This is a genomic window from Streptomyces tirandamycinicus, from assembly GCF_003097515.1.
Taxonomy (GTDB): domain Bacteria; phylum Actinomycetota; class Actinomycetes; order Streptomycetales; family Streptomycetaceae; genus Streptomyces; species Streptomyces tirandamycinicus.
Map to the genome: position 1 here is coordinate 5,072,671 of NZ_CP029188.1, position 26,159 is coordinate 5,098,829.

The window sequence follows — 26,159 nt, forward strand, 5'->3', positions numbered from 1 at the left end:
ATCGCGGCAGCAGCTGCTCCCCCTCAGCCCGGGCCGGGCGGTGCGGTCTCCTTGCGCGTCTGTTGTCGTGACGGCGGGAGTACGGCGGTCGGCCCGTGTCCGGCGGGCTGACGGCCGACGGGGCCCCGGCGAGCCCACCCCCTCCCGTAGCCAGCGTCTTCTGCGTCGCCACGGCGCCCGCCGCAGTCGGCAACGCGCCCGTCACGTATACCGGCCACCTGGTCCGGAATCAGGTCATGGGGACGGGCCGGGTGCGGTAGCGGTCCGGGGGACGGCAGGCCCGCACTGCTTGCTGGCGCGAGCGGTCTGGCCCGCCACCTACGGGTCAGTCGGGTGGGGAGGTCTGGCTGGCCTGGGCGAGGACGCGTTCCCAGGTGCGTGTTGATCCACCGTGCTGTTGGGCGAGGGCTGCTGCGATGTGGTGGCGGGGGGTGTCGCCGGCGGTGCTGAGGGCTTCGGTCGCGGTGTGCAGGCGTGGATCGCCTTCGTAGGCGTGTGCTTTGCGTGGGCCTTTTCCTGTGCCTGGTGGGCGGCCTCCGCCCTTTCCTTGTCCGGGTGGGTTGTTTCGGCGTTCTTCGAGGTCGCCGCGGGGCCACACGCGGAGGCTGTAGAGGGTCTTGCCTGCTGAGATGTAGCCCTGGGTCGCGTAGGCGCGGACGGTGCTTGCCGTGACGCCGAGGAGGGCGGCTGCCTCTTCGTCGTTGAGGAGGTCGTCGGGATGTTCTCCGGTGGGCAGCGTGGGGAGGGGTTTGCCCATGAGGTAGGCGCGGGCTTGGGCGAGGTCGTAGATCAGGATGCGGCTGCGGGGGAAGAGGCTTGCTACGCGCTGGCGGAAGGCGGGGGCATCGCGGCGCCGCCAGGTGGCGATGGGGACGCCGGCTTGCTGGGCGATGTCGGCCTCGTTGATCACTGGCCGGTTGCGGGGGATCACTGTGGGGTTCCTTGGACTGCTAGGGTCGCGGGCGGAACCTTGTAGGCTGGTGGTACTTCCTACGCTGGCGTTCCGCTGGCACGGATGGTTGGTCAAGGGCCGGCGGTGTGCCGGGTCGCTCCGTGTGAGTGGCTCTCCGTCGGCCCTTTCCTCATTTCCGTCATCCATCTGCGGACTTCACGCGGGTTACGAAGCCTGACGACCTGGACGCCCCGATCGGCTGTCTCCGCTACCTGCAGGGCGTAGCGGGGCCGGTTGTGCCGGTATTTGCGGATGGCGGTGCGTAGCAGCGACCGGCGGTGGAAGAAGGCCTTGCTCCAGGTCAGTCGCCTTGCTTGTGGGCTGTCGTCGTGTCCGGTGAGCTGGTAGAGGCTGCGGCGCACGATGCGGTACACGATCAGAGGCAGTGGGAAGTCGAGCCACACAAGTACGTCGGCTCGGTGCCAGACCACATCGGCCAGCTTGGAGAAGTTCCCTTCGACGATCCATGCGTCGTGCCGGGTGATCTCTCCTGCCTGTCGGCGGAACTCCGGCAGCGGCAGGGGGCCATCAGGGGTGAAGAGAAGGTCATCGAGGTCTGTGTGTGGGTAGCCGAGCTCTGCTGAGAGCCACTTGGCCAGGGTGGTTTTCCCTGTGGCGGGTGGTCCGAAGAGTGCGATTTTCCGCATGGATTCCTTGCCTTCGCGGTGCGGCGCCCGGGCTGTGCCAGCCTTCGGCCGGCGGTGGCAGCGTCCACACCCCGGACTTGCCATTTTAAACATTACAGCAACCAGACTCGTAGCTGGGAGTCGTTCGGGGCTTGGGCCGGCCGCCGGAGGCGGCTCCGTGGCCCCGCAGGGGCGGGCCCGCGCCCGAAGGGCGCTTGAAGGGGCCCGGCGCGAAGCGCCTGCCCGTAGGGCAGAGAAAGCCGCCCGTGGCCGAAGGCCACTCAGGGGGCGGCGTTTCCGCTGGTCCGCCCCGCGCCCGAAGGGCGCTTCAAGGGGCGGACGCCAGCCGCTTGCGGCTGTCCTTTACGCCGGCGCCCCGGCCCGCCTGGTGGCGGGCCGGGGCAGTGGGGCGCCGGACCCGGTGCCCGGGTCCGGCCTGGGGTTCTACAGGCGGGGGAACAGGGCCCGCGCCGCCATCGGGTGGCGGTGCAGCATCCGCAGGAACTCAGCTTGGAACGCTGCCCGCGCTGCGGTCTCGTCGGAGCGCATGTCGCCCACCCCCTTCTTCGTCTTCACGATCACTCCGTCCATGATGCTGATCCCCGCGCCTCCCAGGTCGGAGAACACGTTGACGCGCAGGTGCAGGAACACCTGCCCGTCCTGCTCGGCGATCGTCACCGCGTAGGCAAGATCGGCGAGCGGGTAGACGTACGCGACCCGCGAGCGCTTGGCGGGCTCAGAGAGCAGTTCCGGGCGCAGACCCCGGAGGTAGTGGGCGAGCGTCGCCCGGGTCGCGGCCCGTAGCGGAACGTCGATGTGCTGCGGGTCGAACTCCCGGACTGCGGGCCGCCGCCACATTCCCGCCGTGCCGGTGGTGCAGACACGCAGGATCTCGTCATACATCTTCCGCAGCTTGCGGTGGATGTACGTCAGATCTGCGGGCAGCTCGGGGCTGGTCAGGCTCTCCCATCCCTGCGGCAGCAGGAACTGAGCCGTAGCCGTGGCGGTGGGGGTGGAGAGCGCCGGTACGGGCTCAAGCACCCGCAGGGCGTCGCCGTCCACGATGTCCGCGCTGATCAGCGCACCCAGTACGGATGACTCCTCGACTATGCGGCGCGATCGGACAGTGGAGAGCTGGCCTGCCCGCATGGACCGCGCCGCGACGGCTGCGCGCTCTGCCTGCGTGCGCCCGACGAGGTGGGCATGGAACCGCTTCTCTCCCTGGATGGACTCGCGGTCAACGGTGTGCGGGTCGTAGCTCCACGAAACGACCGGGCTCAGCTCGTAGGCGCGGCAGTGCTCTGCAAAGCGGGCTGCGACGACCCCCAGTGCCTTGCCGAACTCGGGCGAGTGGTCGTGGAGCCCCGGCCGGGGGGTGGCCCCGGCGGACATGAGCATGAGCTCGTACAGGGCGTGCGGCGACCGCTTGTCGGTGAGGGCGTATGCCTCATCGGGCGACATGTTGATGTGGGCGTGGACGTTGGTCCACCCGTAGACGTCGTGGACAGTGCCCATGCGCTGAACGCCGTTCACGTACCCGGGGAACCCCTTCGCCGGGAGCGAGTCCACCACGGGAACGTCTCTGCGCTGATTCTCCAGAGCTACCGGAAGCAACTGACGGGCCATTGGATTTCCTTCCCTCGTGGCTGGTTGTCGGTCGGGGTGTGCCGCCCCTTCCGACATGCACAACCTTACAGCATTTCAGCTCACCTGTCTACGCAAAAGCCCAGCTCAGAGCGTGTTTATCGGCAGGCCCGGCGGGGATGGCGGCAGCGGGTCACAGCAGAGGAAGGGGATGGCTGGTCCGGTGCGCGCAGCTTGCTGCGCAGGACCAGCCACCAGGCCGGTGAACGCGCCGAAGGCGCCCGGCCTGGCGTCCCGCGCTTGCGCGGGATGGTCTGGCGGTGAACGCGCCGAAGGCGCCCGCCAGACCACCCTGGAGGGCCGCCAGGCCCGCCAGGGCGTCCCCGCCCGACCTGTGACCCGCTGCCGCCACCCCCGCCGGGCCTAGGGCCTGCGTGATGTCGTGAGCGGCCCGCGGCCGTACTCGACCCCTGCTTACTGCTCCTATCCAGCGTTGTTCAACAACCGATCGTCTCCGGCCTACGAAAGCGCGGCATCGGCTTCCAGTCGCTCCACGAATCGCTAGACACCACCACGCCCGGCGGCCGCCTGGTGTTCCACGTCTTCGCCGCGCTCGCAGAGTTCATCCGCGAACTCATCGTGCAGGGCACCCATGAGGGCCTGGCGGCAGCTCGGGCCCGCGGTGAGCGCATCGGGCGACCGCCCGCGATGACAGAGAAACAGATCCGGCACGCCCGTGCCCTGCTCGCGCAGCCGGAGAACACCATCACCTCGATCGCAAAGCTGCTCGGCGTCTCCCGTACGACGCTGTACAAGTACGTGCCGGAACTGGTTGCTGGCCGGAACGCCCTGACGTCGGACAGGCCTCTTCACTGACCAGCTACTTCAACGCTGCAAGGTCACTCCTTCAGTTTCCTGTGTGGAGGCGGCGGGCTGCCGGCCAGCTCATGCAGTTCCTCTTCCGCTACATCAATCCGGGCCCTGACTCTGGGATCGCGTGCGAGGTCCCACGGCAGGTCGGTGAAGCTGGTAGGGAAAGCCGTGACCAGTTGCTCGACCGTCAGCCCCTTCGCCTTCGACAAGTCAGCGCCACCCAACAACGAGCCCTCCAGGTGAGCACCGCGCAGCTGTGCGCTATCAAGGTTTGCACCGAGCAACTGTGCTCCTCGGAAGTTCGCGCCCTCCAGCCAGGCCCCTTCCAAATTCGTCCCTCGCAGCCAGGCATCAGGCAGATGCGCATCGCTTAGGTCGGCGCCCCTTAGATCAGTCCGTTGCAGGTTGACGATGAAGGGTTCTGCCCGATCCCGTGGTCGACGGCTCAGCACAGTCAACGCAGCCTGAACCGACTCGGTGTGCTGCGGGCGCTCCTTCTTGGTGGGTGGATCACTCAATGGGGCGTGCTCCCGAACAAAGGAGGCGAGCACCTCAACGATCGTGACATGGTCCTTCGCTGAATCCCGCATGATCCGTTCTAGCGCGTAAATGCCGCCGAGTTGCTCAAGCGGTTTGTCGGAGGCGACCTGGCTGATTGCCGTGCTGAACCGGTCGGTGACATGTCCTTCTCGGCTCAGTTCCACGGTCCGGTGGGTGTAGACCAATCCGGCAGCTACCAACGCCCCCCCGCCCAACGCAGTCAGAACGGTACGCAGCCCTGACACCACGGTGCCCTGCGCGGCCGAGAGATTCTTGTTGAGGTACTTGTGATCTAGCCACCATGGCAGTCGCCACAGCACCACTGTGAACAAGACCAATACACCGGCTACAGCGATGGCTACGCAGGCCCATCTCGCGAGCGGCGACATCTGCGACAACTTTGATCCCATGTTGATCACCAGAACCCAGCCAAGCGGCACCTGCCACGCGAGAGCTGGTTAACTCACCCCTTTGCGGGTGACGCTCGACTAGACGAGGAGTCAGGGGTGGTGCGGTCTCTCGCTGTCGTGCGGCAGATCAGTCTGTAACCGGGAGCTGTGACGCCAAGAGCACACCCGCTGCCCCGCTGTCGCTCCTGAGTATCCGTCACGCTGGCTCTGGACGCCGGAAACGGGGAGCTCATCCGGTATCCATGGCGCAGGGTTGGCCCGGCGGGCCAACGAGGGGGCGGAGCCAAGAGCGGCTTCATCGAGCGACACGATCTTCCCTGCGGGAGCAGGCCGGCGCTGAGGAGAACCGCAGGCCTGCCGGCCCGCGGGCTGATCTGCGGCGGGGCCCGGCAGCCGGACCCCGCCAACAGGCCATCAGGATGAGCTGCTGACCAGCCGGAGGGCTGGGCGGTCTTCCTCGCAACCGAGCATGCGCCGCACCTGGGCTGCACTCCAGGCCAGCTCGTGAGCCAGTTCGGCAATTGTCAGCCCGTGGTCGCAGGCGAGGGCGAAGGCCTGGGACAGCAGCGCGGACTGTTCGCCGGGATAGCCAGCCAGGGGTTCCGGAGCGAAACCGGGTTGCCCCTGCAGGCCGTGCAGCCGCTGGTAGGCGCGGCTGGCCGAGGAGTCCGACAGGAGGCCGAGTTCTCTGCAGCGGTACAACAAGGAGTGCACCGAGACCCCCCAACCGTCGCGGAGCTGCGAGAGCTTGTGCAGGTCCGCCCGTGCGGGCAGCTCGGGCAGGATCGATTCGCGAGGGGTGAGGAACTCGGCTGCGAAGGTGTCGGCCTCGCGTTCCTGGGTGATGTCACCGGGATTGGTGTCGCCGTGCAGGATCAGGTGGCCCAGCTCGTGGGCGGCGCTGAAGCGATGCCGGTAGACGTCGTCCGTCCGGTTGGGCGTCAGTACGATCAACGGGCGCGGGAGGCGCGAGGTGGAGAAGGCGTCGACGGAGCGCAGGTCCTCGTCGCGCTGCGGGGTGACCACAACGATGCCATGCGCTTCCAGGCGCCGGACCAGGTGAGCGATGGGCCCGGTGCCCAGCCCCCACGCGACTCGCAGGGCTCGGGCGGCGGAGGCAGGTTCGCTGGGCAAATCGGTGCCCGGGTGCACCTCGCCGCCGGCGAAGCCGGGGAGATCGACCACGGGGAGCTGGACACGCTTCTCCAGTGCGTAGGTCAGCTCCCAGACCTGTTCGGTGAACGCGACGGCTTTGGCGCGCTGGTAGGCCCGGGTGCTGCGCAGACTGCGGAAGTGCGCGGCCGAGGGATCCAGCCGCGCGTGGGGCCGCCCCGCCAGGAAGTACGTCAGCGGCACATCCAAAATCTCGGCCAGGCGCGGCAGCAGGTCGGGGCGCGGCCGGTTGGTGCCCATCTCGTACTGGCTCACCGCAGCAGGGGTCACCCCCAGCTCGTCGGCCAGCCGCCTCTTCGTCATCCCGATGAGGCTGCGGGCTTGGGCCAGCCGGGCGGGGTCGAAGAGCTCGTGCACGGCAGCCGGGGACGGTTGGCCCCGGTCGGCGCGGGCCTTACCGGAGCCGCCGCGGCTGCCGGGGGGGGTGAACAGCGGTGGTTGGGTGTTCTTACTCATCGCCGTTTTCTATGTCGGAAATGGTTGGTTCCTGTTCGGCGGACGGACGCTTGACGACCTCGAAGCGATGCGTGACGCCCAGAACAGGCAGGTCTCCCCCGGTGAAGCCCTTTTCGCGGGGGACACTAATACCTGCATCGCGCAGGTCATCGCGGGAGTCGCTGGAGTCCTGCTCGGCGGCGGCGATGCTCATGTCGAGCGACTCCGGGGTCCACACCATGGCGCCGTCGTCCTCCAGCGACGTCGGCGTACCCCACCAGGCGGCCAGGACCTTGTCGCTGTCGGCGTTGGCAGCGTACGCGACGTAGATCACCGTCAGCTGCTCCGCCTCGGCCGCCGCTGCGGCCTCCGCCACCGAGGGGTGCGCCGCCGGCTCGGTGGTCTCGGAATCGCTGTCGAACAGCGTCGGTGGAGGTTGCGCAGCGCCTACGCCGTTGTCGCGGGAGACCTGGTGGGGAATCTTCGTGCTCAGCTTTGCGCGGGAGATCGGTTCCTTCAGCGAGTCGGCATGCCGAAAGGGGATCAGCACTCGCCCCTTGACGACCGCCAGGCTGTACGACGCCCCTTTGGGCTTACGGGCCTCATAGCCGGGGAGTTCGGCCAGCTCGAACTGCTTGACGACCTGTCCGTAGCGCGTGGCCCACATGCTGCCGTAGGCGCGCTTGTCCTCGGCCCCCGCCTTCTGGGCCGCCACCTGTACCTCGTAGGCGGTTTGCTGACCACGTGCCAGCCCCTTAACCACATGCCGTATCACCTCCGCGGCGTGATCACCGAACTGCTCAACGGCCCACTGCGACGGCGTGATTTCACCAGCCATGATCCCCCCAGGGAGCTAGTCACTTACCGAACCGACATCAACATAGCACCATGACTTAATTTATAGACTTCATTTGCCCGGTCGGTGTGGCGGCGGGCGCGCTTGGTTCCGGAGCGGCAGGCAGGTCGACCTGTCGTCGCGCCGTGCAATCCAAGACGGGCTGGCACAACCGGCCGTCCGATCGCAAGCGGAATGCTCGCTACCGTGAATGGCTGTACCGATGTTCCCCACGGCCGGATGCGCTCCTGGTCCTCCAGCCCGAACCCGTCCAGTTGACTGCCGATCGACACCAGGACGTACCCCGCGAGCCTCATCTGATCGTCTCCAACGCGTTGACCTGCACTGTCACAGAAATGGGCATCACTGTGACCCTGGCGTGTCTTACAGGCCGATGCCGTACAGCGGGTTCGTTTCGTCCCAGATGCCGGCTTCCTCGAAGTAGGCTGCGAGGGATGCGGAGCCGTCGGCCCAGCCGCCGTGGCGGCCGGTCTCGATGAGGTCGGCGCCGGCCTGTTTGGCGGCGGTGGCGAAGCCGCGGCGGAGGCTGTGCCCGCTCCACCGCGGCGGGAGATCGGGCAGGAGGTCGGTCGGTGCGGTGAGGTGGGCTCGAGCTGCGGCGCGGGTGATGAGGTCGCCGATGCCTTCGCCGGTGATCCGGCCGGTGGGGTCGCCGATCGGCTTGCCGTGGCGGCGCATGGGGTGGGCGATACGGTCGTGCCGGTCGATGCGGAGGAACAGCGGTCCGGTCGGCTGGCGGCCGCGGTCGATGAGGCACTGGCGCCAGGCGCGGAGGGCACGGACGGGGCAGGTGGCCGGGTTGGAGCCGTAGGGGACTCCGAGGGGGCCTTCGTGGTTGACCTTCGGTCGCCAGACCTCGACGGCCAGGCCTTCCTCGACGTCGGCGACGTCGGCCCAGTCCAGCAGGCGCAGTTCGGAGCGGCGAGCGGCGATGGAAAACCCGAGCAGCAGGGCAGCGACGTCGCGTCGTCCGCTCGCCTTGGTGGTGTCGACGGCCGCGACCATGGTGCGGAGCACGGCAGGGGTGGCGGCGGCCGCGCGGCGGGTCCGGCGGCGCGGGTCCTTGGAGCGCTTGCGTTCGGCCTCGTGGCCTTTCAGTACGCGTCGGGCGCCGATGGTGGCGGGCTTGGGCTGCTCGGCGGCTTGGTGGGCGACGGCGATGGAGGCCAGGGCCCGGTCCATGGTGCCGGGGCTCTTGTCCTCCCTTTTGAGGTGGGTCATGTACTCGGTAACAGTGTCCGCGCTCGCGGGCAGGGCCCTGCGGCCGGTGTGCGTGCACCAGGTGGTGAAGCGGTGCCAGTCGCCGGCGTAGCCGCGGCGGGTCTCGGGCGGGATGCCTTCCTCGACCGCGGCGCGGGCCTCGGGCGAGAGTCCGCCGGTCCGGCTTGCCGGGACGAGGGCTTTCGGCTCGGTGTCGGCGGTCGCGGGTGACGTGTCCACGGGCGGCTCCCTTGGCGCGGTTCTGGCTCCTGGTAAGGCAACTTACCGGGAGCCAGAGCGCAACAGGCCGATCTGAAGAGAACCGAGCCAGGCACGCCTGATCGCGATAGCTACTCGCGCACGCCACCGAAGGCGTACCGGATCCTCAGTGCGTCGCGAAAGGCTGCCCGTTCGGCGCGAGAGAGGGAGAACTCCTTCCGCCTCGCAGCACGTTCCTGCTCAGCAAGCGTGCGGCGGAAGGGTTCGTCTGTGGCCGCGACGTTTTTGCCGACACCTGGCTGCGACTCCAGGTCAGCTATCTGCTGGTCGAGTCTGGCCAGCAGCGGATGGTTGGGATCGTCACCTGCGTAGGTGTCCCGGAGGTGCTTGATGGCTGCCAACTGTTCCCGAAGGACGCGGGCACTCGTCGTCATGCGCCTTCCCCGGTGGTCGAGCGCCCGCCGCAAAGGGGCGCGAGCAACGCGGATGGGAGATTTCTCCCCGCCTGGGCGGGAGCGTACGCGTTCGACTCATCAGGGTATAGATGGGCGCTCAGCCCTCCAGGATCACGGTTCGCCAGACGGCGTGCGATTTGGCCTCACGCGCCGAAAAGCCACCAGGGTTGCGCGTCTAACCCAGTTCCCCAAGGTCTGTGCGCTCGCCAGCAGACAGGCGCAACCAATCTCATGTCCGGAGGAACCTCATGCTGCCCACACCCCCGCCCGCCGAAAGTACGGCCCTCGCCGTACGGGCCGCTGCCTGAAGGGCCGGGCCGGATCCGGCGACGACTGCCGGAACGAGCCCCCTGGGCGGTGCCCACCCCGAACGGCTCAAGCTCAACCGCATCCCCTTCAGCAACGTCCCCCGGATACACCCAGGCGATCCGCCGCGCCCAGTAAGCCCGGCGCCGCCGAGGCTGAGCCGACGTTCACGCGTAACCGGGGCTCGCAGGAGCGGCCCTGTGGCGCTGCCCATGGGGCCAATCGCGGTTTCCTCTCGCCCTGTCAGCGGCGGTCGCTACCTCTTGGCCGTTCCCCCACCCCTCGCGCGGGGGTTGTCCGTGCGCCATGTGTCTGTTCCTCCGCCTCGGCGACCGGGGCGTCCCTCGAGCGTTTCGTTCCGGTCGTCCAAGTGCCAGCCCGGGTGACGGATAGAGTCAAGATTTTTTGCCCGTCACCGATTCGCAGACCGAGTCGCTCCCTCGGAACCTCCGGGCCCTTCAAACCGCGTACTAGGTATCTTGACTGTTCGTCCTACACGGTGTTCTCACATAGCCATCTACCTAGTCATCCTATCTTGCACTACTTAGCGTCAAGTCAGCGTAGCTGACCAGCAGTTTCAGGTTGGACTGAGCTGCCATAGATGTGCGACTCTATCGGTATGACGCCGATTCAGAACACCGCAACCAAACCGGAGTCGGGGAACGAGATAGGTCGGGACGAGTCGGCCGGCACCTCCGACACCGAGGGATTCCTGAGCCAGGCCAGGACCATCGAGATGATCCTGGAGCGCTCGGCAAGGACCAACCGAACCGTCCCGATCAGAAGGGTCTTCCTCCAGCTCGGAGAGGGGCGGGACACGGAGCCCGGAGCCCTGAAGTCGCTCGTCTCAAGCCGCCAGGAGCGGGCGCTCGACCTCTACCTCCTCGTCGCGGCCATCACAGGCGGCCCAGGTCACTCGGTGACGGAGTGGTCGACCACGTGGGCCAGGACGATCGGCATCTTCGACCAGAAGTCCGGAGCGTCGGCGGTCTCCCGGGCATGGAAAGCCCTGAAGGACCTCGACCTCATCACCACGGCCCGTGGGTCTCAGCGCAGGACCACCGTCACCAAGTGCATGGAGGACGGCAGCGGGCCGTACGAGCCGCCCGCGAACGTCGGCGAGAAGTACCTCCAGCTCCCGTTCGAGTACTGGGAGGAGGGCTTGCACACCAAGCTCACCCTCGCGGGCAAGGCGATGTTCCTGATCGCCCTCGCCCAGAGGAAACACAAGTTCCCGCTCGTCCACGCCAGGATCAGCGAGTGGTACGGCCTGGCCCAGAAGACTGTGGCGAGCGGCATCGACGACCTAGTGGAGAACGGAATCCTGGCGCCGGCTGGGTTTGAGTACTTCGACACTCTCGCCGCCCGCTCGGGAAGAGGTTCACGCCCCCTCTACCGGCTGGTGAGGCCCTTCCACCAGCGCGGACTGCCCCCCACGGGGCTCGAAGCATTCCCTGCCCAAACGGAGGCCGGGAAGTAGAGAACCGCGCCGCCCCTCCCTGGCTACCAAACCTGGGGCGAACGCGGTCCAAGCGCCGGCAAGGCCGGCAGATGGGAACAACAGTATGACCTCTATACCCAGTGGCGCCCCGGCGCACCCCCTCTCCCCGCGCCGGAGGTGGGTCAGGGTGCTCCTGGTTGTCGTCGGCCTCGTCGTCCTGCGGGGCATCGACCCTGCCTACGTCGATAACCTCGGAACCTGGCTCGGCATCATGACCGTGCTCGCTCCGGAAGTCTTCATCCAAAGGCGGGACGAGCCACCCGGGAACCTGAGCATCGCTTGCTGAATTACCAGCCGCCGAGAGGCTTGCTAACGGCACCCCGACTCTCCGACCGTAGTTGACCAACACGAACGCGCCCTGCCAGTCGTCCATCGACCGGCAGGGCGCGTTCGTTGTTCAGCGTGAGAGGGTGAGCGCTTCTTGTACCAGGCGGTGACGGCCTCCACGATGTAGCCGAGGTTCTGCTCACGCATGACCAGCCCGCGTACAGGGTCCAGCATCATGGCGACCCCCGCTGGCCCTGCGGACCTCGAGGCACCCTGAAAGCTACCGCAGGATACTTGTTCCCTGGTGTCCGAGCTAGGACTCCGGGGCCGATGTGCAGCGTCCCGAATCGGGCCGGAGCGGAGCCCCCTCGACGTCGACGGGCCCCTCTTCCACTTCTGATCACCAAGGCGCCGGCCCGTCCGCGTCGCCGTAGTCGGCATAACTGTGACGCTGCCTGCTTCAATGTTTGGTTCCGGAAGCCTGAAGAGCAGGCTCCTGTGCGGCGTATCCGCACGGGAGCCTGGGGCCGCTGCCTAGGGTGCGGCGACTGTTACCGGGGCCGGTTCAGCTTCGACGGTGGCGCTTCTCGGCGCGGGCGCGCTCCACGGCCGCCCGGTGAGTCTCCTCAGTCGTGGAGCGAACCTGGGGCATATCGATGCGCCGGCGTTCCGCGGTCTGTTCCTGGTGAACGAACTCGGGCTCGCGTGATGTCCAACGGCGTGGCAGGTCCTGCTGCGGGCCTGGTGCGTAGCGATCCAGCCCCCACCTGCTGGTGAGGTCGGCCCGCCTGGCTTCCCGAGCCAGCTCGGCCTCCGCCGCGAGGCGCGCGGCTTCGCGGCGTCGTTCCTGTTCGTGCAGCGCGGCCTCCCGATCGTCCAGGTCCACTGGGGCGGGGGAGGCCGCCATGGTGCGGGCTCGCTCGGCCACGGCGGTGGCGACGTTGTCCCACCTGGTGACGTGGTCTGCCTGGGCGACGGTGGGCCGGCGGCCGCCGTGGCCGTGAGTGTCCCGGCGGGCGTTGATCAGGCGCCACAGCCTCCATGCAGCCAGGCGGCCCACGTCGTCCACTCCAGCCACGCTGCTGGACAGCAGGTCGACCAGTTCGCCCTCGGTGGAGCGGCGTAGTGCAATCCGGACCGTGCGCTGCAGGTCGGACCACGCGGAACCGCTGTGCCAGTGCCCAAGTTCGTCCCAGTGCCCGGAGGGCAAAAGAACTTTCCCGTGCCCCAGTTGGGCCCTCCAGGCGTGCCAGGCTCGCCGGATGACCCTGTCTGCGACGGCGTGCGGGTCGTCCCCAGACAGGAAGGCGGATGCTGTTCTAGGTGCCGCCGAAGGCGTCGTTTTTGTTTGTCCCATCTTGTTTGGCCAGCTCAGCCCCCTACTACCTGTAGAGAAAAGACCAGATAGTGGTGAAACCTCCTTCGCGTTAAGAGGGGACGCTTTGCCATTGGTCATCAGTCGTTGAGTCAGGGACTCGGCCCGGTCTCGGTCCACCACGGCCCAGCACCGCAGATCTTGTGGTCCTGACTGCTTCCCCATGGCCATGGCAGAGCGGCGGATGGCTTCGGCGGCGAGCGCGGCCGGTGAGTTGGCCGGGTGCTCCCAGCGAGGGGCGGCGGCCAGCTCGGAAGCGGTGCCCTCGTCCACGGGGATGACGGCTGGTTCATCGGACAGCACCGCGGCGGCGTCGGTGAGGCGCCCGTACTGGGTGTCCTCGTGCGGGTCCTCGACTTCCGGGAGGTCCCAGACTTTTAGCCGCTGGGCCAGGTCGTCCGGGAGGTCACAGGGGATGGCGTCGGTCCGCAGGACGAGGGCATAGACGGCCCGCCGGCCGGGGGCCGGGGCCACCACTCTGGCGGCGAAGCCGTGCCGGTACAGGCCCTTCAGGTCGTCCCAGAAGCGGTCTTCTCCTACGCCGAACTGCCAGGCGTAGCGGGCGGCCAGCGTCATGCCGCCGTCTGTGCGGCCCGTGCCCCACTGACCGACCACGCGGCCGGTGGCGGGGTCCAGCTCCTGCTGCGAGAGGAACCGAGCCAGGCGGAATTTCGTCGCGGGCAGCAAGCCTCGCCCGTAGGACAGCTCCGCCACCCGGTACCACATGGTCAGAGTGATCTCGGGCATGCGGAGGACAGCGACGGGTTCCCGGTCCAGCGACGGCCGCGTGACCTGCGCCGACCCCGACTGTGCGGACACACCGGATTCAGGGCGCACTGGGCTGCCATCGCAGCGATGGGCTACGATGTTGATGCTCCTGGAGCTAGTTCTGGGAGACACGAAGGCCTGGCCCCGGACCACGTCCGGCGCCTGAAAGGGCCTTACATATGGGAATAGGGACTTCTCAGACGTCTGCCGCCAAGCTCTGAATGAGGTGGTCCCGCCGGACGAAGCGGTGCCCTGATCTGACGTTTCGGGTCAGGGCTTTTGCGCGTCCGGACGTTGTCGTCATCCGGTCTGTGGCAACTCCTCGCTGTCGTGCAGAGCTGTCTTGTGCGAGTGCCTTGCCTTGCGGCGGGCTTCCCTCTTGTGCAGCTCGGTGAGGGCTTCCCTGAGCACTTCGGCGCCTGAGATGCCCATGTCGTTCACCAGCTCCTCGTACAAGCCGCGTACGTAGTCGCCGGGCTTAAGCATCACGGTGGCGCGCAACGCCTTGTCCGCAGGGAAGACTCCCGTCCGGCCTGGTTGCTGTCGTCCTCGTACTGCCATGGCCAAGATCCTAGCGGCGTCGGGACAGGTGTGGTCCACACTTTCGCGCGTGTCTTGCGACTTCCTTGTGGCAGAACAGGGCACTTGTCGACTTCCCCGTAGCCGGTTCAGTCTCAAAAACCCCGAGATTGCGGGGCTGTAGGGCCCTCGGAGAGTTTCGCAAGTCGTCGTTGTACGTCCGCAAGTGCGCCACTCTTTCGGGTGACACGAGTACGGAGACTCAGTAGCTCGGTGCCCAACTCGCGTGCTTTGTCTGGCTCGATGACGAGGTGCCAGGCGTGGTGGGCGCGATCGACAGCCTCGACGACTTCAGGGTGGTCTGGGGGCTGGGTTGCGGTGAGGCGGACTACTGCGCCCTGCAGCCACAGCTGGCAGGCCCGGTAGGCGGCGCCTTCCTGCAGGGCGAGGAACGCGCGGACCTCGATCCAGTGGGCCACTTCGGCGGAAGCTGGCCCATGGCTGCGGAGGGCCGCCTGCTCGCAGGCGGCTGCGATGGCTGCGGCCTCGCGGTGGCGGCCGGCCTGGCTAGCCTCGGTGATGGCCCGGTGGGGGTCGTCCTCGATGGAAGCCGCTGGCGGGGCCTCTGCTCTCGGTGCGGGGACGAGGTGCTGCTGTTGGCGAGCTTGGGCCTGGGCGAGCAGCTGCTGGACTCCGGAGAGAACAGGTCGCTCCTCTACCGGAACTTTGTCGGCAGGAACGGAGGCTGCCTCCTCGGTGCGGGCCTGGCGGTCCTTCTTGCGGGGTTTGGTCGGGCGGCCTGCTTCGGTGACGGTGCTGTCCGGGGCGATGGTGACGGGCCAGGCGGTGCCGTCTGCGTCGACTGCTTCAGCGCGTACGGGGCGGGGTGGGCGGAGGACGGCGGCGAGTTGGGCGACCGCGTTCACGGCGCTGGCGCGGTCGGGGAATGTGTCCTTGGGGGCGGCGGGGCCGGTGATGGTGACGGTGCCGTCCTGGTCGGCGGTGAGCTTGTAGAGCGGCCATGCCGGTACGTCGGTGATGGTCACAGCGGTCTCCTCCTACTGCAGCGACAGTGAGCTGAGGCGCCACAGTGCGCCGGCCTGGGCCCGGGTGAGCTCTACGAATGCCGTGTATTCCTCGGCCGGGCCTTTCCATCCGTCGCGGCCGTGGGGGGTGATGGCGACGATCCACTGCCGGTAGGCGGTGGTGGGGGTGTCGGCTGGGCGGCCTGCCTCGTCGGCCGCGGTGAGTGCCACCGTGGTGTACGCGCGGTGCTGGGTCCAGCTGGTCCAGGTGGCGCCGGGGCCGGCGTGGGTGGTGGCTGAGCGGAGCTGGGCGGCGAAGGCGGGGGTGCACCATCCGGCGTCGGCGGTCCTGATGGAGGCCTCGGTGCGGGAGTCGTCGGTGATGGTGTCGTAGGTCATGAGGGCTGTGAGGGCGCCTCGGGAGACGGCGCCGGCGTCGGTCTGGTCGATGCCGGCGGGGGAGGGGATGCCGCCGTGCGGCTGCTGGATCCGGGCGTGGGAGCGGGCCGGGGCGGGGGTGGGTCTGGCCGGTTCGGGGTACGGTCCGACTCCGGTCGGGGCGGGGCTCTTCGGCTCGGCCGGTGGTGCTCCGGCCGCGGGTTCGCTGCTGCTGGAGCTGGTGCATCCGGCGGCGAGCACGGCGGCCAGGACCAGGGGCAGGGCGCGGGCGATACGGCGGGGCGTCATCCGAATCTCCGGATCGTCTGGGGCTTGCTGGCGTAGTAGCCATCACCGAGTCGGGCAGTGGATACGGTCTGGCCGGTGCGGGGGGCGTGGAGGATCTGCCCGTCTCCTATGTAGATGGCCACGTGGTCCCAGCTCGCGCCGTTGAGCCGGAAGCCGATGATGTCGCCGGGGCGGAGGTCGTCGCGGGTGACGGGCTTGCCCTGGGTGACCTGTGCCTGGGAGGTCCGGCCGATCGTGAGCTTTCCGCCGGATGCGTGGTAGACGGCGTACTGGACCAGCGATGAGCAGTCGAATCCGCGGGTGCCGGCGCCGTGGGCGACGCCGAAGCTGGGGCCGTTGATGGTGCCTCCGCCCCATGAGTAGGGGGTGCCGGTCCAGCGCTGGGCGTGGGCGACGACGCGGGCGCCGAACGGTCCGGCGGGCTCCTCGATGGTGACGGAGTATTTGGCGACGCGGCGGAGGATGCGGGCGACGTATGCCTGTGTCTCGGCGTACGGGGGGATGCCGCGGTATTGCTCGACGGCGCCGGGTCCTGCGTTGTAGGCGGCGAGCATGAGGCGCCGTACGTCGGTGTTCTTGATCTTGTAGCTTCGGACCTTCTCGGCGAGCCAGCAGTCGTAGCGGGCCTGGGTCATGATGGCGTCGGCCGGGCTGAACGGGTCGGCCGTGCCGTTGTTGTCGGCGTCCACTCCCCAGGTGTCCCAGGTGCCGGGCATGAACTGGCTCAGCCCCTGGGCGCCTACGGGTGATCGCGCTGTGGGGTTCCAGCCGGACTCGGCTTCAATCTGTGCGGCGATGAGTGCCGGGGACACGTCCGCGCACGTTTTCCCGGCCTGCAGGATCCAGTCCCGGTAGGCGGCGGGCACTGCTTCGACGTTGAGGCCGAGTCCTCCCTGGCCGCCGGGGGCGTTGTCCTGTTCGTCGATGCTGCCGCCGGTGATTGCGGTGGCGATCAGTGCGAGGGCGGTGCCGCCGGCGGCGAGTAGGGCGGCCGGGGCGCCTTTGATGCTCACTGCGTCCCCCCGGACTTTGCTTCAGGTTCGTCACTGCGAATCTGGCCCATTGTCGTTCCCCCCTGATATGACGTCTCATCATGCCCGAACAGGCGTCATGTTCGCTTTGCACAAAGGAAGTTGACCAACTTATCGGGTCTGGGAGACTGTGACCTTTTGTAAAGGCAAGGGGGGCCTGTGGTGACCAATCCCTGGGTGACGCGCGAGAGAGACGCGGGCACTGCACAGAGCGTGCCTCCTGAGACGGCGGAGACGGCTCGGGAGCCTGCCCGTCCTGTGGGGCCTCAGCCGGGTGGCGTCACGGCGCCGCCGCAGGGGCTGCCGCTGCAGTCGGCCCGCGGGGCGCGCTGGTGGTGGCTGGGCTGCCACGGCGGGGCCGGGGTGACCTCTCTCAGTGCCGTGGTGCCCGGGGGCAGTGATGCGGCCCGCTGCTGGCCCGTGCCGCCGATGGGCCCGCTGCAGCGCGTGGTCCTGGTGGCTCGCTCGCACGCCTCGGGCCTGCTGGCGGCTCAACTCGCCGGACGGCAGTGGGCGTCCGGGTCCGTGCCGGGGGTGGAGGTGCTGGGCCTGGTCGTCGTCGCCGACGCTCCCGGCAAGCTGCCCGCCCCCCTGCGTGATCTTCAAAAGCTCGTCTCGGGCGGCTTCCCCCGCACGTGGACGGTTCCCTGGGCCGAGTCGTGGCGGCTGGGCCGGCCGCCCGTCGACGCCGCACCCCGCGAGCTGGCCCGGCTGGCTCGCGATCTGCAGACACTCACCGAATCGGGGGTCCCCCAATGATCGACACCCTGCACGTCCTCGCGGACGCGGGCCAGCAGGCCCTCCTCGCGGCGCCCGACCCGTCCAAGGGCGCGGGGAACCCGCCCGGTTGGGACAAGCTCACGACCGTGTTGCACTGGGTGTTTCAGGTGGTCACGGTGCTGTGCGTCGCCGGCGTGCTCATCGTCGGCGGACGTATGGCGGTCACCTACCGCCGCGGTGACGGCGGAGAGCACATGGGCGGTCTCGCGGCCGTGATGTTCGCGTGCGTGCTGGTCGGCAGCGCGTCGGCGCTCGTCACGGCCCTGACCTGAGAGCGGGGCCCGGGTGATGAGCGAGCGTTCCTCCGCACGGACCGACGGCGGCCAGTCCAGCCCGTTCTCCTCGCGCATGTGGCAGGCGAGCGGCCTCTTCCTCGCGGTGTTGGTCGTGATGGGCGTGGTCGTCGTCCTCACGACCGGCGACCGATCCTCGAGCAACGATGCGGCGCCCGGGTCGGGTGCCGCATCCTCGTCTCCGTCCTCGCCCGGTGCCGGGGCGGACGGCGGCTGCCCGGAGCTGGCTGCCTCCGGTTCGGTGCCGCGTACGGCGCCGGCGGCGGAGTGGCAGCTCGTCCGCAGCGCGGCCGTGCCGGTCTCCAAGGAAGCGGGCCCCGCCGTGGTGGAGGGTGACGTGGCGCGGTGCTACGCGCACTCCCCCACGGGTGCGCTCTTCGCGGCCGCGCAGATCGGCACCCGGTACCTGGTCGCCGACGACTGGCAGACGGTGGTCAAGGAGCAGACGTACGGCGACGGCCAGCAGCTGCTGCTAGAGAAGCGGGCGGAGTTCGAGAAGAGCCAGCCCTCCGTGGCGCCCGTGCCGGGCGAGCTGGGCCAGATCGCGGGCTTCCAGTACGTGACCTACACCCCGGATACCGCGGTCCTGCAGGTGGTGACGCGGTTCGGGAGCGGGGTGCTGCAGGCGTCCACGCTGACCCTGCGCTGGCAGGGCGGGGACTGGCAGCTGGAGATTCCGGCGGTCAGTCCTCCGCAGCGCACAGTGGACGACCTGTCCGGCTACGTCCCGTGGGGCGGTGTGTAGTCGTGGGCTGGTGCGACTTCTGGGAAGAGAACCTGGAGGAATTGCCGGGGTTCGGCACCCCGATAGCCTGCCAGGCCAAGGACGCCGCCAAAGAGGAGATCGCCGAGGCAGCGGCGTCCGCCTGGGAGGAGATCGTGCACTCCTTCCAGGAGGGCGCGGTCTGGATGGTCAAGGAGCTGGCCCTGGGCTGGCTCCGGGCGGACAGCCCGACGCTCGCGCAGGACTCGGGCACGGTCGCGTTCCTGTTCAGCTCCACCCTGGCCATCACGCAATGGCTGGCGGTACTCTCCCTGCTCGTCGCGGCGGGCCACATGGCCTGGACGAGACGCGCGGAGCCGGCCCGCGAGGCGGCGGCCGCGATCCTGCGTCTCATCGTCGCCACCTCGGCGGCGGTCGCCGTGGTCAACCTGCTCGCCAAGGCGGGCGACGCGTTCTCCGTCTGGATCGTCAACCGGTCCCTCGGCTGCCCCGGGGCGGAAGCGACGGACGCCTGCGTGAAGGCGTTCAGCAGCAAGCTGCTCGACATGACCGCGCTCAACGACGTTGACCAACTCGCGGTCAGCCTCGTGGTGGCGATCCTGCTTCTCCTGAGCGGCCTGGTGCAGCTCATCTCGGTGATCGTCCGACAGGCGATGCTGTTCATCCTCGTCGGCACGCTGCCGCTCGCGGCCGCCGCGTCCGGCACCGAGCAGGGCCGGGCCTGGTGGAAGAAGAGCGTGGGCTGGATCCTGGCGTTCCTCGCCTTCAAACCGACGGCCGCCATCGCCTACGCCGCGGCGTTCTCCCAGTTCTCGACCGGTGACAAGAAGGACCTGCTCTCCCAGCTGTACGGCGTCACGCTGCTCATCCTCACCGGCCTCACGCTGCCCGCGCTGATGCGGTTCATCGCCCCGGTGGTGGACCAGGGCGGCCTCGGCGGAGAAGGAAAGAGCACGTCCAGCATGGCGGCCCGCGTGGCGACGGGGGCCATTGCCCTCAAGACGGGCGGCGCGGCGATGGCCGGGCGTGGAGCGGCCGCCAGCGGCGCAGCCCGCGCCGGCGGCGGCGCGGGCGGGGCTTCAGGATCGGGTGCCGCGGGCGCGGGTGGTGGCGGGCGCCCTGGCGGTGGCCGGCCGGGCGGCGCTCCTTCTGGCGGCGGCTCCGGCGGTGGCAGCGGGTCCGGCGGCGGGGCCGCCCCGGCCTCGGCGCCCGCGCCCACTTCTTCGGGGCAGGGCGCTGCCGGGGCGGTGCCGCGGCAGACGTCCGCTCCCTCGACGTCCGGCGGCAGTTCACGGTCCGCAGGGGCGCCCTCGGGGGCGAAGCCTGGGCCCCGTGGCGGCGGATCGCCGCCGGCGTCGGCGGCGTCGCGCGGGCCGGGGGGCTCCGGGCGGCCGTCGCCTGCGGGCTCCGCCCCGCCGCACCCGTCCGCACGTACTCCCAAGAACGGTGGGGGCCCTCGTGGCAGCAAGTGACCTCAAAGGCGCCGGTCCGGCGGCGCAGCGTACCTATGGCAACTGGCGGCGGCCGCGGACCGCGGGCATCGGGCAACTGGGACTCGCGCCCACGCTGCTGCTCCTCGGCGGGCTGTGCGTGGTCGTGCTGTCCATGCTCGTGTCCATCGTCCTCGCGCTCGTGCTCGCCGTGCTGGTGGCGCTGGTGCTGGCGCCGTTGACGATTCGGGACCGGCACGGCCGCACGCTGCTGACGAGGATGTCCACCCGGCTGGCCTGGCGGGGCAGCGTCGCCCGGGGCTCGAACCTGTACCGGTCGGGTCCGCTGGGCCGCACCGGTCACGGCACCTGCACGCTGCCGGGGGTCGCGGCCTCGTCCGTGCTGAGCGAGGCACAGGACAGCTACGGCCGCCCGTTCGCGCTGCTGACCTACCCCAACTCCAACCATCACGTGGTCGTGCTGACCTGCGATGCGGACGGCGCCTCGCTGGTCGACCAACAGCAGATCGACGTGTGGGTGGCGTACTGGGGGCAGTGGCTCGCCGGCCTGGCCACGGAGCCGGGCTTGGTCGGGGTGAGCGTGACGGTGGAGACGGCCCCGGACAGCGGGCTGCGGCTGCAGAACGAGGTCAGGAGCAACCTCGCGGCGGATGCCCCGGAGCTGGCGCGCACGATGCTGCAGCAGGTTCTGGAGGAGTACCCGGCCGGTTCGGCGCAGATCTCCACGCGCGTTGCCCTCACGTACTCCGGTGCCGCTCGCCCGGGCCATCCTCGGCGCACGGTGGACGACATGGCCGTGGACATCGGCAACCGTCTGCCTGGCCTGACGTCCGGTCTGTCGATGACCGGGGCGGGGGCCGCGCGGCCGATGACCGCGGTGGAGCTCGCGGAAGCGGTGCGCATCGCCTACGACCCTGCGGTGGCCACCCTGGTGGAGCAGGCGCGGGCCGCGGGCGGCAGCGGGCTGACGTGGCAGGACGCGGGGCCTCACGGCGCTGAGGAGCGCTGGGAGTCCTACCGGCACGACAGTGCCTCGTCGGTGACCTGGGCCATGAGCGAGGCGCCTCGCGGTGAGGTGCTGTCGTCCGTGCTCACCGGGCTTCTGGCGCCGCACCCCGATATCGCTCGCAAGCGCGTGACGCTGCTGTACCGGCCGCACGATCCGGCGTCGGCGGCTCGGATCGTGGAGCGGGACCGCAAGGACGCGCGATTCCGCGCGATGCAGTCGGCGGCGGGCCGGGCTCGGGATGACCTGGCGCTGCAGGCGGCCGAGCAGTCGGCGCAGGAGGAAGCGTCCGGCGCGGGCGTGGTCCGCTTCGCGCTGCTGGCCACGGCCACGGTGTCCTCGCCGGATGCCCTGCCGCGGGCCCTAGCGGCCATGGACAACCTCGCGGCGCCGGCGCGCATCCACCTGCGGCCGGTGACCGGATCCCAAGCGGCCGCGTTCGCGGCCTGCCTGCCGATCGGCCTGGTTCTGCCACTGCACCTGACCGTGCCCGCGTCCGTCCGCGACAACATGTGAAGGGGGTTCCCATGGCAGCTCCATCACGCGGTACAACGCCCCGCCGGCGGCCGGGCCTTCGAGGCTGGCCAGGGGCCGGGGGTGGCGCCCAGACGTACCTCGACCCTGCACCGGAATGGCGCGGCACCACGGTTCAGGTCTGCGGTCTGTGGCCCTTCGGCGCGGGGAGCGGCACACCGACCAAGGGCGTGCCGCTCGGCCGTGACCTCCACTCCGGAGCCACGGTCTGCTGCGACCCCATCTCGTGGTTCCAGCGGGCCGGACTGATCTCCAACCCCTCGGCGTTCGTCCTCGGCCAGCCGGGCCTGGGCAAGTCCACGGTGATCCGGCGTATGGCGCTCGGCCTGGCCGGGTACGGCGTCCACCCGCTGATCTTCGGGGACTTGAAACCGGACTACGTGGACCTGATCCGAGCCTTGGGCGGGCAGGTCATCACCCTGGGCCGCGGGCGCGGCAACCTCAACATCCTGGACCCCGGGGAGGCGCTGTCGGCCGCTGACCGGCTGACCGGTGAGGCCCGGCGGGCGCTGCTCGCGGACGCGCACGGGCGGCGCCTGAACGCGGTGAGCGGGCTCATCACGATTCTGCGGAGGGAACCTCCCACAGACCGGGAGGAGACGCTTCTGGCGGCCGCCCTCGACGTCCTGGACGAGCGGCACGACGGCGTGCCGGTACTCGGCGACCTGCTACGGGTGGTCAAGGACGCTCCGGAGCCGATGCGCACGGCAGCGCTCGACCGCGGCAGCATCGACCGCTACCGGGACATCACGGAGCGCCTGGAGTCGTCCCTGGCCGGGCTCCTCGGGCGCGGGCGACTCGGTGACACCTTCGCCCACCCGACCACCGAGCCCATGAGGCTGGACGCACCGGTCTGCTTCGACGTCTCCTCCATCGACGACTCCGAGGTGATGCTGCAGGCGGCCGCACTCCTCAGCTGCTGGTCCTACGGGTTCGGCGCCGTGGCGGCCGCGCACGCCCTGTCCGACGCGGGCCTGGAACCTGAGCGCAGATACTTCCTCGTCCTCGATGAGCTGTGGCGCGTACTCAGAGCGTCCAGCGGCCTGGTGGAGCGGGTCGACGTCCTCACCCGGGTGAACCGCACCAGGGGCGTGGGGATGGCGATGGTCACGCACACCATGCGGGACCTGCTCGCACTGCCCACGGAGGAGGACCGGCAGAAGGCGTCCGGCTTCGTGGAGCGGGCCGGAATGGTCATCACCGCCGGCCAGCCCCGCAGTGAAATGCCCCGCCTGGCGCAGGTGGTCGACCTGTCGCAGATCGAGCAGCAGCGGATCACGGAGTGGTCCACCCCGCCCGGATGGGACACCTCGGACGCGACCGTGGACCCCCCGGGGCGAGGGAACTTCCTCATCAAGGTGGGCGGCAGGCCCGGCATCGCCATGCACGTGGACCTCACACCCTCGGAGCTGGCGGTGAACGACACCAACAAACGCTGGCACCAGGCCGGCCCGGCCACACCGGGGCCCGTCGCGGGTGGCCCCACGTCGACCGGGCAGGCGTAGAGCCCTACCGCGGCCGCTGCGGGGGGCCAGGCGCACGCCCGTGCGGCCGCCGTAGGCGACTTGGTCTGGCGGTCCGGCGGAGGCTGTGGTGCCCTTCGGAGGCCCTCGCGACGACGGACCGCCCCGACCTGCACCCACTACTCGCGGAAAGCTCGCCAGTGTCCCGGGCGGCCGTGGTGACCTGGCCTGTTTCCACCTTCCTTGATCACCAGATGTAGTGCTGTCCTGACCGGTTGTCAGTGCCCGATGCCACCATGGGCAGCTGCGCGGGGATTCGCTTCGAGGGGGAGGCTTCCATGCCTTGGGTACGGCCGTACGTGCGCTCAGATGGGACAGCGGTTCGGGGGCACTCGCGATGGGCGCCGGGGGCCCGACGGGAAATGGCTGTCTTAGCCGTGATCGGCTTAGCCGTGCTGGGGCTGGGCAACGGCAAGGCGTCCGGTGCAGCCGATGCGAAGACTCCGCGGCCCCAGCCGAGGACGTCCTATCCGATCCGCTTCGACAACGCTCCCACTCTGCGGATCAAGAAGCCCGAGCCGACGGTGTCGTATCCCATCCGGTTCCCGTCACCCAAGAGGCACCGGTGACACGTCGACGGCCGCCAGCCCGGCGGCGCCCCGCAAGGAAGCGCCCGCCCCGCAGACGCCCCGTGCGGCGTGGTTCCGACGCCGATCTGTTGCTCATGCTGGTGGCCGCGGTCGCTGCCGTCACTCTGGTCGTGGCGGTGGTGAACTGGCTTCTGGCGCACTGGTGGGTGCTGCTCATCGCGGGTGTCGTCGGGGCGGCGGGTGCCGGCGCCTGGCTCCATCAGCGGGCCCAGCAAGCTCAATGGGAGGAGGTGCGAGCCAGGGGACTGCGGTACGCGTTGGGGCAGCTGGACGGGCTCCATCATCGGGAGTTCGAGCACGCCATACGTGACCTGTTGCATCGCGATGGGTGCCAGAACGCTCAGCGCGTGGGTGGTGGTGGCGACCTGGGGGCGGATGTGAAGGCCACGGATCCCTACGGACGGCGATGGGTCGTCCAGTGCAAGCACCGTCGCCACGGTGACCGTGGCGCACCGGTGGGTACTCCTGATCTGCAGGTGCTGAACGGCACAGCCCGGCAGGTGCACGGAGCAGATGTCGCCGTGATCGTGACGAATGGCAGAGTGACCGCGCCGGCCCGGGTCTTCGCAAAAGAGCAGCGGCTGCACGTGGTGGACCGCAAGACCCTGGCCGTTTGGGCCTCGGGCTCACAGCCCCTGTGGGAGTTACTGCAGGCCGTTCCACCGCCGCGGAAACCGCCCACTCTCAACTGACAGAGACGGAGGCTCGCCCAGACAGAAGCCGAGTCGAGCCTCTTCCTCTGCCCTCCGACACTCCGGCTACGGGAGCAGAGCCCCCGTCGGCGCCGGTCGCGCCCCGGCCGGGTCGGCTGCTGTCGCCAATTGGCGACAGCCCAAGCGCAAACGAGGGCAATCCCGGCGCTTTCCGGCTCAGCCACGACGTCGACTCCAACCTGCGGGGAGTGGAGCGGTACCGTCCGGTGCCATGACTACATCTCGCCCCGTCCCGGTGCTGCCCTCTGAGGGCCGCCGGGTGGCCTTCGTGGGGAAGGGCGGCGCGGGCAAGTCCACGATGCTCGCCCAGTTCCTGGCCTACTGGACGTCGTACGGCGTGCCGTGCATCGGGATAGACACAGACGTGCCCGGCGACAACGAGCACGGCACCCTGTACGAGCACGCGCAAGCCGTGGACCTGGGCGCACCGGTCTATCCAGCGCCGGCTATACACCAGATCCGCAACGAGGCGCTGCGGCTCACCCCGGAGAAGGGTGTGGGTGCCCTCGACACGGGCGCGTGGGAGCGGAAGAAGGACGGCCCGCACCTGGCGGTCCTCAGTTCCGTGGATCTCGCGGTGCTCTGCATGCAGCCCACCAAGAACGAACTGAACAGGGCGGCCTCGGTCCTCGGCGCGATTCAGCAGCTGGAGGCGACCGGGGCCAGGGCGCCGAGGCTGGTCATCCTGTTGTCCATGGTCGACCGCAGCGCGGCCTCGGCCGACGACATGGACGAGATCCTTTCGGAGGCGGGCTACACCGTGCTGCGGTCGCGCTATCACCTGTCCAACGGTCGGGACGGGCTGGCCCAGTCCTTCGGCGAGCCGGTCAGGGTCAGGGAAGGGTCGGAAATGGACGACATGGCGCGGGAGATTCTGGACGTGGTGGCCCGGTGAGCAAGCAATCCGCAAAGGCCAAGGCGGGGTTCGGAGCGGCACTGGTCGCTGGTCTGCAGACACGGGGCCAAGGCGCGCAGCTGCCCGCTCAGACCTCAGCGCAGACGGCAGTGGACCTCACCCCTGAGGCCCGTCTGACCGAGCTGGAGGGCCGCATTGAAGCGTCCATTGGCCAGTACCAGCAGAGCGTTCGCCAGCTGCAGCTCCGCCACCGCCAGGAACTCGGCCTGCTGCTGGAGGAAATCCGGGACGGGGAGCTGTTCATCCTCGCCGGGTACGAGAAGTTCGGGCACTACATCAAGGGCCGATGGGGCTGGGACCGCTCGTACGCGTACCGGCTGATGGACCTGGCACTGGTCCGGCGGGCTCTCGCCCCGCTCGGAGCGGCCGTAGTCGACACGCTCCCGGAGTCTCAGGCGCGGACGATAGCTCCCGTGGTCCGCCAGCAGGGAGACCTGGCAGCGCAGCAGCTGTTCAAGGAAGCCAGGCAAGATGCCACGGAGAGCGGGAGGAAGTTGACGGCCGCCGTCATCAGCCGGCGGGCTGAACAGTTCACCGCCTCTGCGCAGTCCCTGTCGGATTCTGCCGGCGAAGACGACGTGGTGGACGCGGAGCTGGTGGACGACGACGCTGCGGCGGAGCTGGTCAACGCCGACATCCGCGCGGCCGCAGCCGCTGCGGAAAAGGCCGTGCGTCTGCTGGATGAGGCCCTGGCCAGGAACGTGGCTCCCTTCGACGCTGGGGAGGCCAACCAGGACCTGAGCCGCATCCGCTCGGCGGCGGTGAAGCTGGGCAACCGCGCCCACCCGGCCACGGCCTGAGCAAGAGCATGAAGCAGGGCCCCCGCC

25 protein-coding genes are annotated in these 26,159 nt (G+C 69.3%); 12 read left to right on the plus strand and 13 right to left on the minus strand.

Annotation, left to right across the window (positions count from 1 at the left end; translation table 11 throughout):
• Nucleotides 1-325: 325 nt before the first annotated feature.
• The 3 genes from DDW44_RS22500 to DDW44_RS22510 all read right to left on the minus strand — a co-directional run bounded on the left by DDW44_RS22500 (nt 326) and on the right by DDW44_RS22510 (nt 3,093).
• Nucleotides 326-931, minus strand: coding sequence for a helix-turn-helix domain-containing protein (locus DDW44_RS22500; protein WP_108907518.1), 606 nt, complete (start codon nt 929-931; stop codon nt 326-328).
• 92 nt (nt 932-1,023) lie between these two features.
• Complete coding sequence (locus DDW44_RS22505) at nt 1,024-1,599, minus strand: P-loop NTPase family protein (RefSeq protein ID WP_108907519.1); 576 nt, start codon at nt 1,597-1,599, stop codon at nt 1,024-1,026.
• 423 nt (nt 1,600-2,022) lie between these two features.
• Nucleotides 2,023-3,093, minus strand: a complete 1,071-nt coding sequence (locus DDW44_RS22510; RefSeq protein ID WP_244224083.1) for a hypothetical protein — start codon at nt 3,091-3,093, stop codon at nt 2,023-2,025.
• Nucleotides 3,094-3,669: 576 nt separating this feature from the next.
• Here DDW44_RS22510 and DDW44_RS22515 point away from each other — a divergent pair.
• Nucleotides 3,670-4,038: a recombinase family protein gene (locus tag DDW44_RS22515; protein WP_279634831.1), complete on the plus strand. Its 369-nt coding sequence runs from the start codon at nt 3,670-3,672 to the stop codon at nt 4,036-4,038.
• A 23-nt stretch (nt 4,039-4,061) separates the two neighbouring features.
• Here the strand turns inward: DDW44_RS22515 and DDW44_RS22520 are convergent, their stop codons facing one another.
• The 5 genes from DDW44_RS22520 to DDW44_RS22540 all read right to left on the minus strand — a co-directional run bounded on the left by DDW44_RS22520 (nt 4,062) and on the right by DDW44_RS22540 (nt 9,302).
• Complete coding sequence (locus DDW44_RS22520) at nt 4,062-4,985, minus strand: pentapeptide repeat-containing protein (RefSeq protein WP_108908908.1); 924 nt, start codon at nt 4,983-4,985, stop codon at nt 4,062-4,064.
• Between the two features lie 414 nt (nt 4,986-5,399).
• Nucleotides 5,400-6,614, minus strand: coding sequence for a helix-turn-helix domain-containing protein (locus tag DDW44_RS22525; RefSeq protein ID WP_244224084.1), 1,215 nt, complete (start codon nt 6,612-6,614; stop codon nt 5,400-5,402).
• Nucleotides 6,607-7,431, minus strand: coding sequence for a hypothetical protein (locus DDW44_RS22530; protein ID WP_108907520.1), 825 nt, complete (start codon nt 7,429-7,431; stop codon nt 6,607-6,609). The genes DDW44_RS22525 and DDW44_RS22530 overlap by 8 nt, the downstream gene beginning before the upstream one ends.
• Before the next feature lie 381 nt (nt 7,432-7,812).
• The gene (locus DDW44_RS22535) at nt 7,813-8,889 is read right to left on the minus strand and encodes a tyrosine-type recombinase/integrase (protein WP_108907521.1); all 1,077 of its coding nucleotides are present in this window, start codon (nt 8,887-8,889) and stop codon (nt 7,813-7,815) included.
• Between the two features lie 110 nt (nt 8,890-8,999).
• Nucleotides 9,000-9,302, minus strand: a complete 303-nt coding sequence (locus DDW44_RS22540) for a hypothetical protein (protein WP_108907522.1) — start codon at nt 9,300-9,302, stop codon at nt 9,000-9,002.
• A gap of 946 nt (nt 9,303-10,248) precedes the next feature.
• Between DDW44_RS22540 and DDW44_RS22545 the strand changes: the two genes are divergently transcribed.
• Both DDW44_RS22545 and DDW44_RS32155 read left to right on the plus strand, forming a co-directional pair.
• On the plus strand, nt 10,249-11,109 hold the full coding sequence (locus DDW44_RS22545; RefSeq protein WP_146207041.1) for a hypothetical protein: 861 nt from the start codon (nt 10,249-10,251) through the stop codon (nt 11,107-11,109).
• Nucleotides 11,110-11,257: 148 nt separating this feature from the next.
• Entirely contained in the window at nt 11,258-11,416 is a 159-nt protein-coding gene (locus DDW44_RS32155) for a hypothetical protein (protein ID WP_167455523.1), read from the plus strand.
• A 546-nt stretch (nt 11,417-11,962) separates the two neighbouring features.
• Here DDW44_RS32155 and DDW44_RS22550 read toward each other — a convergent pair.
• The 5 genes from DDW44_RS22550 to DDW44_RS22570 all read right to left on the minus strand — a co-directional run bounded on the left by DDW44_RS22550 (nt 11,963) and on the right by DDW44_RS22570 (nt 16,784).
• Entirely contained in the window at nt 11,963-13,519 is a 1,557-nt protein-coding gene (locus tag DDW44_RS22550) for a hypothetical protein (RefSeq protein ID WP_146207042.1), read from the minus strand.
• A gap of 321 nt (nt 13,520-13,840) precedes the next feature.
• Entirely contained in the window at nt 13,841-14,101 is a 261-nt protein-coding gene (locus DDW44_RS22555; RefSeq protein WP_146207043.1) for a hypothetical protein, read from the minus strand.
• 113 nt (nt 14,102-14,214) lie between these two features.
• Entirely contained in the window at nt 14,215-15,105 is an 891-nt protein-coding gene (locus DDW44_RS31750; protein WP_146207044.1) for a hypothetical protein, read from the minus strand.
• Nucleotides 15,106-15,117: 12 nt separating this feature from the next.
• Nucleotides 15,118-15,771, minus strand: a complete 654-nt coding sequence (locus tag DDW44_RS22565; RefSeq protein ID WP_108907527.1) for a hypothetical protein — start codon at nt 15,769-15,771, stop codon at nt 15,118-15,120.
• Nucleotides 15,768-16,784 carry a bifunctional lytic transglycosylase/C40 family peptidase gene (locus DDW44_RS22570; protein WP_108907528.1) on the minus strand — a complete coding sequence of 339 codons (1,017 nt, stop codon included), beginning with the start codon at nt 16,782-16,784 and terminating at the stop codon, nt 15,768-15,770. The genes DDW44_RS22565 and DDW44_RS22570 overlap by 4 nt, the downstream gene beginning before the upstream one ends.
• A 276-nt stretch (nt 16,785-17,060) precedes the next feature.
• On the opposite strand from DDW44_RS22570, the gene DDW44_RS22575 reads away from it, so the two are divergent.
• The 9 genes from DDW44_RS22575 to DDW44_RS22615 all read left to right on the plus strand — a co-directional run bounded on the left by DDW44_RS22575 (nt 17,061) and on the right by DDW44_RS22615 (nt 26,132).
• Nucleotides 17,061-17,561 (plus strand): DUF6668 family protein, encoded by a 501-nt coding sequence (locus DDW44_RS22575; protein WP_146207045.1) that lies wholly within the window; start codon nt 17,061-17,063, stop codon nt 17,559-17,561.
• Nucleotides 17,558-17,854, plus strand: coding sequence for a hypothetical protein (locus tag DDW44_RS22580; RefSeq protein ID WP_108907530.1), 297 nt, complete (start codon nt 17,558-17,560; stop codon nt 17,852-17,854). Before DDW44_RS22575 ends, DDW44_RS22580 begins: the two co-directional genes overlap by 4 nt.
• Nucleotides 17,855-17,870: 16 nt before the next feature.
• Nucleotides 17,871-18,620, plus strand: a complete 750-nt coding sequence (locus DDW44_RS22585; protein WP_108907531.1) for a DUF8175 domain-containg protein — start codon at nt 17,871-17,873, stop codon at nt 18,618-18,620.
• Between the two features lie 2 nt (nt 18,621-18,622).
• On the plus strand, nt 18,623-20,071 hold the full coding sequence (locus tag DDW44_RS32160; RefSeq protein WP_108907532.1) for a hypothetical protein: 1,449 nt from the start codon (nt 18,623-18,625) through the stop codon (nt 20,069-20,071).
• A complete protein-coding gene (locus DDW44_RS22595) occupies nt 20,058-21,572 on the plus strand; it encodes an SCO6880 family protein (protein ID WP_108908910.1) in 1,515 nt (504 codons plus the stop codon). Before DDW44_RS32160 ends, DDW44_RS22595 begins: the two co-directional genes overlap by 14 nt.
• 11 nt (nt 21,573-21,583) lie before the next feature.
• A complete protein-coding gene (locus tag DDW44_RS22600; protein ID WP_208647994.1) occupies nt 21,584-23,095 on the plus strand; it encodes an ATP/GTP-binding protein in 1,512 nt (503 codons plus the stop codon).
• Nucleotides 23,096-23,777: 682 nt separating this feature from the next.
• Nucleotides 23,778-24,395, plus strand: a complete 618-nt coding sequence (locus DDW44_RS22605) for a restriction endonuclease (RefSeq protein ID WP_244224225.1) — start codon at nt 23,778-23,780, stop codon at nt 24,393-24,395.
• Nucleotides 24,396-24,627: 232 nt separating this feature from the next.
• Complete coding sequence (locus DDW44_RS22610) at nt 24,628-25,311, plus strand: nucleotide-binding protein (protein ID WP_240800431.1); 684 nt, start codon at nt 24,628-24,630, stop codon at nt 25,309-25,311.
• Nucleotides 25,308-26,132: a hypothetical protein gene (locus DDW44_RS22615; protein WP_108907534.1), complete on the plus strand. Its 825-nt coding sequence runs from the start codon at nt 25,308-25,310 to the stop codon at nt 26,130-26,132. The genes DDW44_RS22610 and DDW44_RS22615 overlap by 4 nt, the downstream gene beginning before the upstream one ends.
• Nucleotides 26,133-26,159 lie beyond the last annotated feature (27 nt).

Coding starts and splice junctions, on each gene's coding strand:
- DDW44_RS22505 (WP_108907519.1), bottom strand. CDS start 1,599: ATGCGGAAAATCGCACTCTTCGGACCACCCGCCACAGGGAAAACCACC.
- DDW44_RS22510 (WP_244224083.1), bottom strand. CDS start 3,093: ATGGGCACTGTCCACGACGTCTACGGGTGGACCAACGTCCACGCCCAC.
- DDW44_RS22520 (WP_108908908.1), bottom strand. CDS start 4,985: ATGGGATCAAAGTTGTCGCAGATGTCGCCGCTCGCGAGATGGGCCTGC.
- DDW44_RS22525 (WP_244224084.1), bottom strand. CDS start 6,614: ATGAGTAAGAACACCCAACCACCGCTGTTCACCCCCCCCGGCAGCCGC.
- DDW44_RS22530 (WP_108907520.1), bottom strand. CDS start 7,431: ATGGCTGGTGAAATCACGCCGTCGCAGTGGGCCGTTGAGCAGTTCGGT.
- DDW44_RS22540 (WP_108907522.1), bottom strand. CDS start 9,302: ATGACGACGAGTGCCCGCGTCCTTCGGGAACAGTTGGCAGCCATCAAG.
- DDW44_RS22545 (WP_146207041.1), top strand. CDS start 10,249: ATGACGCCGATTCAGAACACCGCAACCAAACCGGAGTCGGGGAACGAG.
- DDW44_RS22550 (WP_146207042.1), bottom strand. CDS start 13,519: ATGCCCGAGATCACTCTGACCATGTGGTACCGGGTGGCGGAGCTGTCC.
- DDW44_RS22555 (WP_146207043.1), bottom strand. CDS start 14,101: ATGGCAGTACGAGGACGACAGCAACCAGGCCGGACGGGAGTCTTCCCT.
- DDW44_RS22565 (WP_108907527.1), bottom strand. CDS start 15,771: ATGACGCCCCGCCGTATCGCCCGCGCCCTGCCCCTGGTCCTGGCCGCC.
- DDW44_RS22580 (WP_108907530.1), top strand. CDS start 17,558: ATGATCGACACCCTGCACGTCCTCGCGGACGCGGGCCAGCAGGCCCTC.
- DDW44_RS22585 (WP_108907531.1), top strand. CDS start 17,871: ATGAGCGAGCGTTCCTCCGCACGGACCGACGGCGGCCAGTCCAGCCCG.
- DDW44_RS22600 (WP_208647994.1), top strand. CDS start 21,584: ATGGCAGCTCCATCACGCGGTACAACGCCCCGCCGGCGGCCGGGCCTT.
- DDW44_RS22605 (WP_244224225.1), top strand. CDS start 23,778: ATGCTGGTGGCCGCGGTCGCTGCCGTCACTCTGGTCGTGGCGGTGGTG.
- DDW44_RS22610 (WP_240800431.1), top strand. CDS start 24,628: ATGACTACATCTCGCCCCGTCCCGGTGCTGCCCTCTGAGGGCCGCCGG.